This is a genomic window from Amycolatopsis sp. NPDC003676 (assembly GCF_053587275.1).
On sequence record NZ_JBSFNS010000002.1, the window covers coordinates 57,668 to 69,985 of the forward strand.

11 protein-coding genes and 1 tRNA gene are annotated in these 12,318 nt (G+C 69.0%); 5 read left to right on the forward strand and 7 right to left on the reverse strand.

Annotation, left to right across the window (positions count from 1 at the left end; genetic code table 11):
• The first annotated feature begins 20 nt into the window (after nt 1-20).
• Complete coding sequence (locus tag ACWDNU_RS01410; RefSeq protein ID WP_449667380.1) at nt 21-791, forward strand: ESX secretion-associated protein EspG; 771 nt, start codon at nt 21-23, stop codon at nt 789-791.
• A gap of 30 nt (nt 792-821) precedes the next feature.
• Here the strand turns inward: ACWDNU_RS01410 and ACWDNU_RS01415 are convergent, their stop codons facing one another.
• Both ACWDNU_RS01415 and ACWDNU_RS01420 read right to left on the reverse strand, forming a co-directional pair.
• The gene (locus ACWDNU_RS01415; RefSeq protein ID WP_449667259.1) at nt 822-2,987 is read right to left on the reverse strand and encodes a putative bifunctional diguanylate cyclase/phosphodiesterase; all 2,166 of its coding nucleotides are present in this window, start codon (nt 2,985-2,987) and stop codon (nt 822-824) included.
• Between the two features lie 4 nt (nt 2,988-2,991).
• Nucleotides 2,992-3,807 (reverse strand): SAM-dependent methyltransferase, encoded by an 816-nt coding sequence (locus tag ACWDNU_RS01420; protein WP_449667260.1) that lies wholly within the window; start codon nt 3,805-3,807, stop codon nt 2,992-2,994.
• 166 nt (nt 3,808-3,973) lie between these two features.
• Here ACWDNU_RS01420 and ACWDNU_RS01425 point away from each other — a divergent pair, with 166 nt between their 5' ends.
• Both ACWDNU_RS01425 and ACWDNU_RS01430 read left to right on the forward strand, forming a co-directional pair.
• Nucleotides 3,974-5,287: a cytochrome P450 gene (locus ACWDNU_RS01425; RefSeq protein ID WP_449667261.1), complete on the forward strand. Its 1,314-nt coding sequence runs from the start codon at nt 3,974-3,976 to the stop codon at nt 5,285-5,287.
• Nucleotides 5,288-5,316: 29 nt separating this feature from the next.
• Nucleotides 5,317-6,369 (forward strand): alpha/beta hydrolase, encoded by a 1,053-nt coding sequence (locus ACWDNU_RS01430; protein ID WP_449667262.1) that lies wholly within the window; start codon nt 5,317-5,319, stop codon nt 6,367-6,369.
• Nucleotides 6,370-6,573: 204 nt separating this feature from the next.
• On the opposite strand, the gene ACWDNU_RS01435 is transcribed toward ACWDNU_RS01430, so the two are convergent.
• The 5 genes from ACWDNU_RS01435 to ACWDNU_RS01455 form a co-directional block, all read right to left on the reverse strand.
• Nucleotides 6,574-6,646, reverse strand: a tRNA-Ala gene (locus ACWDNU_RS01435).
• Nucleotides 6,647-6,718: 72 nt separating this feature from the next.
• The gene (gene sepX / locus ACWDNU_RS01440; protein ID WP_449667263.1) at nt 6,719-7,537 is read right to left on the reverse strand and encodes a divisome protein SepX/GlpR; all 819 of its coding nucleotides are present in this window, start codon (nt 7,535-7,537) and stop codon (nt 6,719-6,721) included.
• Between the two features lie 161 nt (nt 7,538-7,698).
• Complete coding sequence (locus ACWDNU_RS01445; RefSeq protein ID WP_116198910.1) at nt 7,699-8,358, reverse strand: GNAT family N-acetyltransferase; 660 nt, start codon at nt 8,356-8,358, stop codon at nt 7,699-7,701.
• A 3-nt stretch (nt 8,359-8,361) separates the two neighbouring features.
• The gene (glp, locus tag ACWDNU_RS01450; RefSeq protein ID WP_449667264.1) at nt 8,362-9,723 is read right to left on the reverse strand and encodes a molybdotransferase-like divisome protein Glp; all 1,362 of its coding nucleotides are present in this window, start codon (nt 9,721-9,723) and stop codon (nt 8,362-8,364) included.
• Nucleotides 9,720-10,625, reverse strand: a complete 906-nt coding sequence (locus tag ACWDNU_RS01455; protein WP_449667265.1) for a UTP--glucose-1-phosphate uridylyltransferase — start codon at nt 10,623-10,625, stop codon at nt 9,720-9,722. Before ACWDNU_RS01455 ends, glp begins: the two co-directional genes overlap by 4 nt.
• Nucleotides 10,626-10,649: 24 nt before the next feature.
• Here ACWDNU_RS01455 and ACWDNU_RS01460 point away from each other — a divergent pair, with 24 nt between their 5' ends.
• Together ACWDNU_RS01460 and ACWDNU_RS01465 are read left to right on the forward strand one after the other, a co-directional pair.
• Entirely contained in the window at nt 10,650-11,240 is a 591-nt protein-coding gene (locus tag ACWDNU_RS01460) for a 5-formyltetrahydrofolate cyclo-ligase (RefSeq protein WP_449667266.1), read from the forward strand.
• Nucleotides 11,241-11,947: 707 nt separating this feature from the next.
• Nucleotides 11,948-12,277, forward strand: coding sequence for an FmdB family zinc ribbon protein (locus tag ACWDNU_RS01465; RefSeq protein ID WP_182889668.1), 330 nt, complete (start codon nt 11,948-11,950; stop codon nt 12,275-12,277).
• The last annotated feature ends 41 nt before the right edge of the window (nt 12,278-12,318 follow it).

Sequence of the window (12,318 nt, forward strand, 5' to 3'; positions counted from 1 at the left end):
GTGGGGGGAACAACAACGTGATGCTGCTCGACGCCCCGGTGACCGTCCCGCGCCTGGCGGTCGCGAAAGCCTGGGAATGGGAACAGATCGGCCCGGCACATCCGGTTCTGGGCGTCGTGGATGTGTGGGTCGAAAAAGATGCCGCCATGCGCTTGGACACCTTGACCCGTCAGGTTCTGGCCGAGCCCGGCTTCTTCGACTTGCGTACCGACAGAGTCACCGCGGAGTTCCGCGACCTGATGCTGGCGGTCGCCAACGCCGAAGCCGAATGCTACGGCTGGTCCAGCAGCGGAGACCGGGACCGCGCGATGCTAGCGGTCCGCACCGGCCGCCACGCCGTCCTCGCCGCCGTTGAAGACGACCTGCTCACCTTGACGACGATCGGCGCGAACCAGCTGATCCGCGCGGTCGTCGAACAATTGCCCGATTTCCCGGCCGCCACGATCACCGAATTCACCGTCCCGAAAGCCGAATACGACCGGGGCAGGGTCAGCGATTCGTACACATTGGACACCAGCAGCGACTACACCATCACCTCGCCCGAGGACCGGCTCCGCACCTTGATGGAGTCGCGAAGGGCCGCCAGCCACCAGTTGTTCGTCGCCGCCCGGTCCGCCGGTACCCGTAGCGCCAGCATGCCGTTGACCGCCGTGGACAGCCTCGACCACGGCAGAGTCCTCACCTATCTGCTGGACGGACCGCACGGCGACGTGGCCATCGCCTGCGGCCCCGGTACCGCCGATTACCTCACCAGCGCACTCGAAAACACCCTCGGTTCGCTCTGCGGCTGATCGGGCGGAAAAGCACGCTTAGCCAACTGTCTAGCCTTTCCGCCAACCAGAGTCCCCGAACGCATCCGCCAGCTCCTCCGGACGGCAAGACTCCCCGCAATGCGCACCCAGCGCCAGCTCAGCCCCAGCATCCCGCCAGAATCTCTCCCGCTCCGCAGTGCTCAACCCGTCCACGATCACCTCCGCCCCGACCCGATGCGCCAAGCCCGGCAGCTCCCGAAACAGATCCACCACCGGCGAGTCCGGCGCGACCCCGTCCAGCAGCCCGCAGTCCAGCCGCACGCCGTACACCGGCAGGTCGACCAGCGCGGCCAGCGCGCCGTCGCCCAGTCCGCTGACACTGATCACCGGCCGCACGCCCAGTCCGGACAGTTCCGCCAGATTGTCCCTGGACTCGCCGAGATCGGCGGCCAAAGCCAGCATGGGAAGCTCGACCAGCAACCGCTCGGCCGGGAAGCGCGTCTCCTCCAGCACGCCGACCACCCGGGTGAGCAGATCCGTGTCCGCCGCTTGGTGCGGGCTCAGGCTGACCAGCAGCCGCAGGTCGCGATCAAGTCGTTGCCGCCACCACCCGACCTGTTTGCAGGCGGTGTTCAGCAACCACTCGCCCATCGGCAGCATCAGCCCGGTGGTCTCGGCCAGGCTGCGGCAACGCTCGTCGGACAGCGCGCCAGCGCCGGGCGGATCCCAGCTGAGCAGCACCTCCACACCGTGCACCACGCCGTCGGCCAAGCGCATCAGCGGCCGGTACCGCTCCCGCACATCCCCGTGCTCGAAGGCGCCCGGCATGACCGCGGCCAGCTCGTCGGTCTTGCGGTCCATCCGGTTCTGCTCGGGATGCGACAGCTCCCACTGCCCGTGCCCGTTGGCCTTGGCCCGGCGCAGTGCCTGATGGGACTCGCGCAGCAGATCGGCGGCGTCGCGGCCGTCGGCGGTCCGGCTGACCGCTCCGACACTGATCGACAGGGCCAGCCCGTGACCGTCCACATAGGTCGGTTCGGCCAGCTCCTGACGCAGCTCGTGCACCAGGCGCACTGGCGGCGGGGTGTCCGGCGCGTTCTCCACCAGCACCGCGAACTCCGCGTCGCCGAACCGGGAGACAAGGGCTTTCTCCTTTGCCAGCACGGACTTCAGCCGTCGCGACACAGTGATCAGCAGCTGTTCGGCCGCGCGCTCGCCGAGGCCATTGCGCACCACTGCGAAAGCGTCCAGCTCCAGCCGCAGGAGCGTCACGCCAAGCTCCGGGTCGGCCTCGCCCAGCACGGTCTCCATCCGCGTGTTGAAGCACTGCCGGTTGGGCAGGCCGGTGAGCACGTCGTGCAGGGCTTGGCGGCTGAGTTCCTTCTGCAGCAGGAACAACTCGGTGCCGTCCTCGACCACGGTGACGAAGTGACTGGGCTCGTCCCCGGTGCCGTGCAGCAGCGAGGCGGTCAACGACACCGAAACGGCCTCGCCGTCGTGATGCAGCAACCGCTGCGACTGCTTGATCCGCTCGACCTTGCCGGCCAGCAGCGCGCGGTAGTCCTCGCGCAGAACCGGCGCGTAATCGGGATGAACCAGGTCGAACAGGTCGGACCCGGTCAGCTCGTCCGGCGCGTGCCCGAGCATCACGCCCGCCGCGGCGTTCACGGTGACCAGCTTGCCGTCCAGGTCGGAGACCAGGATGCCGCTCGCCGACGACGTGGCGACCTCGTCGAACCGCGCCTGCGCGGTCCGCAACTCGTACTTGGCGTCCCGCACTGCCTTGAGCAGGGACATCTTCAGGCTCTCCTGCTGCGCGAGAGTGGCGTCCTGCGCGGCCGCCACCACGCTCGCGGCCAGCGCGCCGAGCACGCCCACGACGCGTTCGGCGAACTCTTCGACGGGCTGGAACTCGGGCAGCGCGAGCATTCCCTTGCTCAGCACGCCCATCGTGACGGTGATCGGCTGCCCGCCCGCGCAGTTCAGCTCGACCAGCCGGGTGCCCGCGGCCCCCAGCGAACCGATACGGCCCGGCGGATGCCTCCGCCCGCTCTCGTGCACCTCGGTGCACAGGTCGTCCAGAAGCGCGACCAGTTCGGTCTCGAAACTGGCGTGCGTCAGCGGCACGTAGCCGGTCCCGCCCAGCAAGTAGGCCCACTTGCGCGCGAGCAAGCCGCGCTGGCGACGCCCGTCTTCGGACGGTTCCGGGGTCGAGTGTCTGTCCGGTTCGGTCATGGGCTCACGACTTCCGCGCCACACCTGCATAGATCAGTTCGTTCCACGACGGGTCCTCGGCGATGTCGGTAGGCCCGGCCGGCCGCCAGCTGCCACAGCCCACCAGGCCCGGCTCGACCAGCGCCAAATCGCCCAGCAGGCCCAGAATCTGGTCGTGGGACCGGGTGTGCGGCACCTCGCCGCGCCGCTGTGCCATCTGGTCGCTGGCCGCGGCGAACGACTCCCGGTGCGCGTCGGAATTGATGTGGGTGAAGGCGACCAGGCTGCCCGGGGCCAGCGGTTCCTGGTAAGCGCGCACCAGCCCGGCCGGGTCGTCCTCGTCCGGGATCCAGTGCAGCAGCAGCATGCACAGCAGGCCGACCGGCTCGGAGAAGTCGATCAGCCGCCGGACCTCCGAGCTGTCCAGCACCCCGGCCACGTCGCGCACGTCCGCGTGCAGGACCGCGGTGCGGTCGTCGCCCGCCAGCAGCAGCTCGCCGTGCGCGACCGCCACCGCCTCCTTGTCGACGTAGACCACCCGGGTCTCGGGGACTTCCCGCTGGGCGATCTCGTGCACGTTGCCCACGGTGGGGATGCCCGCGCCCAAGTCGAGGAACTGCCGGATGCCTTGGGAGATCATGAAGCGCACCGCGCGGCCGAGAAAGGCGCGGTTGAGCCGGACCGACTGCCGGATCCACGGCAGCGTCCCCTCGAGGTGGTCCGCGGTGGTGCGGTCCGTCTCGAAGTTGTGGCTGCCGCCGAGCCAGTAGTCGTAGATCCGGGCGACGTTCGGTGAACTCGTGTCTACTCCGGCCGGGACCCAGTCCCGTGTACCCGCCATCGCGCACCTCATAGGTTCGGGAGCCGGAACAGCATACTCACCCTGGTCACGATGACTTAATCCGTCAATCGTGGTTAAGGTACTACCCAATCGGGCGCTGCCAGTGCCGCTGAATGGACCGTAAAATAGCGGGCCTCCCGATTCTCCCCAATGTCAAGGAGTTCGCGTGCCCGTCCGGGTGGCACCTGGACGGTGGCCTTTGCTGGGACACACAGTCGAGCTGGTCCGCCGTCCCGTCCCATTCACCGCCGGACTTCGGGAACACGGTGACGTGGTCACGCTGTTCCTGGGACCATTGCACACCTATTTCCTCACGAATCCGGAAATTATTCACCGCGTGCTCGTGACAAATGGATCCAGCTTCGGCAGCGGAATCATGTTCCGCAAATTCCGCCCGTACGCGGGCAACGGCCTGGCCCTTTCCGACGGGCCCTTCCACCGCAGGCAGCGCAAGCTGATGCTGCCCGCCTTCAGCCAGCCGCACCTGCGCCGCTACGCCGAGGGCTGGGTCCGGGCGACCGCCGCCATGGCCGGGTCCTGGCAGCCAGGCGAGGTGCGGCAGATCGACACGGACATGCAAGCCCTTGCCATGACCAACGTGGGCGAGGCGCTGTTCGGCACCGAACTGGGCGAGGAAGCGATCCGCGAGGCCCGCGGCTCGATCCCGCTGATCATTCAGCTGGGCATGTACCGGGTGCTCTCCCCTGGATTCGCGGAGAAGCTGCCGCTGCCGTTCAACCGCCGCTTCGACGAGGCCATCGCGCGTATGAAAGCCGTGGTGCGGGAACTGATGGCGGGCCGCGACCCGGACATCGACCACGGCGACCTGCTGTCCACGCTGCTGCTGGCCAGGGACGCCGAGACCGGCGAGCGGATGACCCGGGAGCAGGTGCACGACGAGGTGATGACCCTGCTCACCGCGGGCACCGAGACCACCGCGCTGATCCTGGCCTGGGCCTGCCACGAGCTGGGCCGCAATCCCGATATGGCGGAACGAGTGCGGGCCGAGGCGGACCAGGTCCTCGGCGGACGCCCGGTCGCCTTCGACGACTTGCCCGCGCTGGCCTACACCGGGCAGGTGGTCAGCGAGGTGCTGCGGATGTACGCGCTGTGGATCCTGATGCGCCGCACCGAACAGGAAATCGACCTCGGCCCGGTGCGGCTGCGCCCCGGCGACGAGGTGATGTTCAGCCCGCTCGCCATGCACACCGACCCCCGGTACTGGGATCACCCGGCAACATTCGACCCGGACCGATGGTCCACCGACCGGGTGCGCTCGTTGCCGCCCGGGGTGTTCATCCCGTTCGGCAACGGGATCCGGCAGTGCATCGGCCACCTGTTCGCGCGAGCCGAGGTGGTCATCGGGTTGGCCACGATCCTCGCGCGGTGGCGCCTCGAACCAGCCGGCCCGGTCCGGGTGCGCTACACGACCATCGCCTACCCGCGCGGCATGCCGATGACGGTGCGTCCGCGGGATTAGCAGTTCACACAACGGAATATGGAGTTTTTGTGCATTTGCTCTTGCGCCGGGCCGTCGCCGCGGCGATGGCTCTGCTGTGCGTCAGCACGGTGCTCACCCCACCGCAGGCGTCCGCTGACGAGGCGTCCTGCCAGGACCTGAACATCCCCGTGTCGCTGGTGGATCTGCCCCTGCTCGGGCTTAACGATCAGACCATGTACGGCAAGCTGTGCGTCCCGCCCGGCGGCAGCCGCACCCTGCAGGTGCTGGTGCCCGGCGGCACGTACAACTCGACCTACTACGACCCGCCCGGCCTGCCAGACACCCAGTCGTTCCGCAAAGCGGTGAACAGCGCGGGATACGCCACCCTGGCGATAGACCGGGTCGGCTCCGGACGCAGCTCCAAACCGCCGAGCTCCCTGCTGACCGCGAGCAGCCAAGCCAACGCGGTGCACCACGCCATCCAAGCGATGCGGACCGGCGCGGTGGGGCCCAGGTTCGACAAGATCGTCCTCGTCGGGCACTCGCTCGGATCGGCCACCACGATCATCGAGGCAGGCACCTTCCACGACGTCGACGGCGTGGTGATCACCGGATTCACTCACCGGGTCGCCGCGCTGACCGTGACGCCCACGGTGGCCGCACTGAGCCCGGCGGTGCTGGACGCGCGGATGTCCAAGGTCGCCGGGCTGGACCCGGGATACCTGACCACGCTGCCAGGCATGCGATACGACGCTTTCCACAACCCCGCGCCGTACAACCAGCAGGTCATCGACGAGGACGAAGCGAACAAAGACCTGATCGCGCCCGGCGAGATCGTGGACGCCGTCCTGATCGGTTTGGTGCTGCCCTACAGCAGGCAGATCAACGTGCCGGTATTCCTGGCGATGGGCCAGGAGGACAACGTCTTCTGCGGCCCGCTGGCCAGCGACTGCTCCAGCGCGGAAAGCCTGCGGCAGGGCGAAGCCACGTATTACTCGCCCGAGGCACAACTGCGCACGTTCGTGGTGGCAGGCTACGGACACTCGATCAACTACGCCCCCAACGCGCCCCTGCTGCACGACGCGGTGACCGGCTGGATGAACGACATGATCGGCCAGTAACGCATTCTGTCGAGCATTGCCCGCCCGGCTCCGCATGACCTGAGCCGGGCGGGCAGAAGGCACGCACGACATTCTGGAACCCGGGGCGTTCTATCGCCTGCCGCGGCCTGGTCGACGTCGTCGCCTGAGCCGTTGCGGTACTTTGCTGCTGTACAACACGAAAAAGGCCCTTCCCGGATCCCGGAAAGGGCCTTTAATCCACTGTGGAGCTGAGGGGAATCGAACCCCTGACCTTCTCGATGCGAACGAGACGCGCTACCAACTGCGCTACAGCCCCTAGGAGCGTGAGCCCCTGTTGTTCAGTGCTTGGAAAGCTTAGCAGCGCCCTCCAGGCACCGAACAGCGGGGGTCATTCTCCGACGGCCCGGCGGTACGGGCCCGCGGTGGGCTCGGCGAGTTCCTCGAATGCGGGGTCCTCGTCGTCCAGGTCGACCACGACGGCCTGGCGGCGGATGCGGGACATCGGGGACGGTTTGCGCTCCACGATGTCGCGCGGCACCTCGGGTGCGACGACCTCGACGTCCTCCTCTTCCTCCTCCTCGAAAGAGTCGTACGCCTCGTGAACAGGAGCAGGAGCCGTCGTCGAGTAGCGGGCCATCCGGCGCTGCCGGATTTCGTTCTCGATGCGGACCTGACGGCGGAGGTACACGAGGTAGCCGACGAGGGCGAGGTCGACCGCGGCGTGTGCCCACCAGGCGAGCGACAGCGCGAATCCGGCGATCGCAGCCGTGACGACGGCTGCGATCAGCAGGATGACGACCACTCGCTGACGGAACGCGTACTTGGCCTTGGCCGCGATCTCCGCCGCTTCCGGGTCGAAGCCGCCTCGGCCCGGCCGGTAGCTGCGGCGTTCGCGGCGCGGCGCGGCGGCACGTTCGGCGCGCGCGGGCTGCGGGAGCGGCTCCGGCTCGGGTTCGGGCTCCTCGTCCAGGTCAGCGTCGAGTTCCGCCTCGAGTTCGGCGAGATCATCCTCCACCGAAGGATTCGCATTGTCGGACACGGCGTCGTCCTCCTGTCCCTCGTTGCGAGCACTGCCCCTTCGCACTACCCGGGCGGCCAGCGCGGAGGTTGGCGTCCGCGCGACTTGCTGGCGTTTGCGAGCCACCATGGGCACGAGAACGACGAGCCATGCCGCGGCGAGCGCGACGATGATCACCGAACTGGGCATCTCCCGTCACCTCCCCCGATCCTCTGCTGTAGTCACGCTAGCCACAACAGTCACACAGGAGGCGCAGACTCGCCGGGTTCGATCACGAAAATGCATCACCGCATTAGGTGAATCTCACAGGATGTGGTAACGCGTGATCGGTTTAGAACGCGTAGTCACCATCAGGCCAGGTCGGCGCGCCCGGAGGCCACCAGGCGGGACACCAGGCCGTCGCCGGTCTCCTCTTTCGTCACGGCGAAACACAGGTGGTCACGCCATGCGCCAGCCACGTCGAGGTACCGCTCGAACAGCCCTTCCTGCCGATATCCGGCCTTCGTGAGCACGCGGATGCTGGCGTTGTTCTCCGGCCGCACGGTCGCTTCCAGCCGGTGCAGGCCCGCGACATCGAAAGCGTGATCTGTCACGAGCGCGACGGCCGCGGTGGCCACGCCTCCCCGGACGATCTCGGACGACACCCAGTACCCGATCCAGGCCGACCGGAGTGCGGCGCGGATCACATTACCGACAGTGATCTGCCCGGCGAACTTTCCGTCCACCGTGATCGTGAACGGCAGGCACTGGCCCCGCCGCGCCAGCCCGCGCAGCGCCGCCCACTGCGACGGCCACGACCAGAACGCGTTGCGGTCGGCCCACGGCCCGATCCCGGTCGGCTCCCACTCCTCGAGGTGCTCGCGGTCGCGCAGCCGGACGCGGCTCCACTCGCCCGCGTCGCGCAGCCGCACCGGGCGCACGGCGAGCACGCCTGCCGGGATCCGCAGCGGGCCGAGCGTGGCGGGCCAGCCCGGGTGCCGGTTTTCGACCGAGTCGGCGAGTGCGGCCACGGATCAGGCGCGCTGGGCGAGGAAGGTGACCTTGACCTGGTCGCCCGCGGCCACCTCGGTGAGATCCTCTTCGACGGTGATGAGGCAGTTGGCCTCGGCCAGCGACGCGAGCAGGTGCGCGCCCGACGTCCCGAGCGGCTGCACCAGGTACTCGCCGTTCGCTTCGTCGCGCAGCAGCTGCCCACGCAGGTAACCGCGACGGCCCTTCGTGGACGTGATCGACGACAGCAGCCGAGCCCCGACCACCCGGCGGTGCGGGTTGCGGGTGCCGCGCGCGGTGCGGATCAGCGGCCGCACCAGCACCTCGAACACCACGAGCGCGCTCATCGGATTGCCCGGGATGAGGAACGTCGGCACCGAGTCCGGGCCGAGCCTGCCGAAGCCCTGCACCGAACCTGGGTGCATCGCGACCCTGGTCAGGTCGATGTGCCCGAGGTCGGACAGCGCGGCGTGCACCTCGTCGCCGGAAGACCCGCCGGCCCCGCCCGCGACGACCACGATCTCGGACATCAGCAGCCGTCCCTCGACGACCTCGCGCAGCCGCTTCGGGTCGCCCGGCACGATGCCGACCCGGCTCACCTCGGCGCCGGCGTCGCGCGCGGCCGCGGCCAGCGCGTACGAGTTGACGTCGTAGACCTGGCCGACCGACGGCGTGCGGTCGATGTCCACCAGCTCGTCGCCGACCGACACGATCGACACCCGAGGCCGCGGGTAGACCAGCACTTTCGCGCGGCCGACCGCGGCCAGCAGCCCGACCTGCGCGGAACCGATGGTGTCGCCCTTGCGCACCGCGACGTCGCCGATCTGCACGTCCTCGCCGGCCCGGCGCACGTAGCCGGCCGACGGCACGGACCGGGTCACGGTGACCTTGGCCTGGTGGCCGTCGGTGTACGCGGTCGGGACCACGGCGTCGGCGAGCGTGGGAAGAGGCGCGCCGGTGTCGACGCGCACCGCCTGGCCCGGCTGCAACCGGCGCGGCTGACGCGAGCCAGCCGGGATCTCGCCGACGACCGGCAGCTGGACCGGTTCCTGCCCGGCCGTGCGCACGTCGACGCTCCGGACCGCGTATCCGTCCACTGCGGCCTGGTCGAACCCGGGCAGCGCGTGCTCGGCGACCACTTCCTCCGCGCAGAGCAGGCCCTGCGCTTCGGAGATCGCGACGCGAACCGGCCGCGGGCGCACGGCGGCGTCGAGGGTCAGCGCGATCTGCTCGTCGACTGAGCGGAAGTCTCCGGATTCAGCGGATTCTTCCGTCGGGACAATGGCTTCCGCCGTTTCCGCCGCGGCGACGGCCTGAACCGCCGGTTCGGGCGTCGCGACTTCTTCGGCCGGGGTGGCGGGGGTGGAATCGAGGGAGTCCGTCATGGGCGATCGTTTCCGATCCGTTCGGTCAGCCAGGCGCGCAGCGACGGCCCGTAATCCGGGTCCTCGAGCGCGAAATCGACAGCGGCGCGCAGGAATCCGCCCGGGTTGCCCAGGTCGTGCCGCCCGCCGCGGTGGACGACGATGTGCACGGGGTGCCCCTCCTGGATCAGGAGCGCGACGGCGTCGGTGAGCTGCAGCTCACCGCCCGCGCCGGGTTCGATCCGGCGCAGCGCGTCGAAAATCGCCCGGTCGAGCAGGTACCGCCCGGCCGCGGCGTAGGTCGACGGCGCGTCCTCCGGCTTGGGTTTCTCGACCATGCCGTGGACCTGCTTGACGTCCGGGTCGTCGGTGTCGGTGACGTCGAAGACGCCGTACGGGGAGATCTGCTCCTTCGGGATGTCGAAGGCGCAGAGCACGCTTCCGCCGTGCTGAGCGCGGACGGCCGACATCCGGTCGAGGACCCCGGCGGGCAACACGAGGTCGTCGGGCAGGAGCACGGCGACGGCGGTGTCCTCGTCGGTCAGGTTCGGCTCGGCCTGCGCGACCGCGTGCCCGAGCCCGAGGGCCTGTTCCTGGATCGCGACCGCGACGTCCAGCAGCTCCGGCCCGCGGCGGACCTTCGCCAGCAGCTCGGTCTTGCCCTTTTCCTCGAGCGTCTTCTCCAGGTCCGGCTTCGCCTCGAAGTACCGGACGACGGCTTCCTTGCCCGGCGAGGTGACGATCACCAGCCGCTTCGCCCCCGCACTCGCCGCCTCGGTCGCGACGATCTCGATCCCCGGCGTGTCGACCACCGGCAGCAGCTCTTTGGGCACCGCTTTCGTGGTCGGCAGGAATCGCGTGCCGAGGCCTGCGGCAGGCACGATGGCGGTTCTGAAGGTCTGGGTGGTTGAGGCGCCCGTCATGGGCGCAAAGCCTAACCTGGTCTCATGCACGAGCCGGGCAATGAGACCCCGAGCAAGGCGGAGTGGCGGACCCGAATCCTTCGCGCCCGCGCCGAACTGCCCCCCGAAGCCCACGCTCGCGAGGCAGCCGCCCTGGCCACCGCGGCATCGTCAATCCACGCGGAAACGGTGTGCGCGTACCTCCCTTTCGGCACCGAGCCCGGCCAAATCTCCCTGGTGAACGCCCTGGCCGCGCGCGTCCTGCTGCCTGTAATCCCGGACACTCCCGGCCCGCTCGACTGGGCCGAGTACACCGGCCCGGACGCCCTGATCCCCGGACGCTTCCGCAGCGTCCTGGAACCGTCAGGCCCACGCCTGGGCACCAGCGCGGTGGCCTCGGCACAGGTGCTGCTGATCCCAGCCCTGGCCGTCGACCGCCACGGCACCCGCCTCGGCCGCGGAGCCGGCTACTACGACCGCACCCTGACCGCCGCGCCCGACACCGCCCGCGTGGCTGTGGTGCGCGCAGAGGAGGTCGTCGACCGCCTCCCAGCCGAACCCCACGACGTGCCCATGACGGCCGTCCTGACGCCCTCCGGCCTCATCCAGCTGCCGACAGCCGCTGCCGCTCGGTGATACGAGTGGTCAAGACCACTCGACTGGGCTGTCGGTTCGGTGCTGCCGCTTGAGCGAGGCGAGTGGTCTTGACCACTCGACCGGCATGCCGGGTTCAATGCCGCCGCTCGACGAGGCGAGTGGCCACGGCCGCCCGATCGGCCCGTCGGGTTCGGTGCCGCCGCCCGAAGCGTATGGCCGCCGACCAGCGCCGAACCGAAGACACCGTCCGCGGACGCCCGGCAAGGACCACACCGCCAGCCGCAACCGACACCCGGCATCCGCCACCGCCCAGCACCGAGCCACCAGCTCCACCCGGGTCGCTCGCGCTGCGCACGCTCAACCGGACAAGTCGCCAGCTCCGCCCACCACACCCGCCTCAGCGTTCACCCACGAACCACCCAACCTCCCAAAACACCGAAACCACGCATCCGCCCACAACCCACACCAGCAACACACCCACAGCCGCCCAAACCGGCGCCCTTCGAGCCGCCCACAAGCGCCGTCCAGACCCGCCAACCGGCCCAGCAACGGGCCTCACTGGCCGGACCAGCCGCAGTCCAGCCACCGAGCCGCACCCGCTTTGGACGTCCTGACCAGCGCCAACCCGCCGCCACCCCTTCCGCCGCAGCACTGTGAGCAAGGGGTAATTGCGCTGAGGGAATGTCGTCCAGCACAATTGGGTTAGCACTCTTGTAGGTCGAGTGCCAGTGCATGAAGGAGCTTCAGTGCCCACGTACCAGTACGCCTGCAAGGAATGCGACCACCGCTTCGAGGCGGTGCAGTCCTTCTCCGACCCCAGCCTGACCGTCTGCCCGCAGTGCTCCGGTCCACTGCGCAAGGTCTTCAGCTCGGTCGGCGTGGTCTTCAAGGGCAGCGGGTTCTACCGCACGGATTCGCGTGATTCGAGCAAGTCGAGCACTTCCGCGACTCCGGCCAAGACCGAGAGCGCCAAGTCCGACTCGTCGTCCACCACCTCCTCTTCGTCGACGTCTTCTTCGTCCTCGAACACATCCTCCACGACGAGCACGACAAAAACGGCTTCCACGCCCTCCTGACCCCCGAGTTATCCACAAGGGGCCAGTTGTCCACAGGTTCG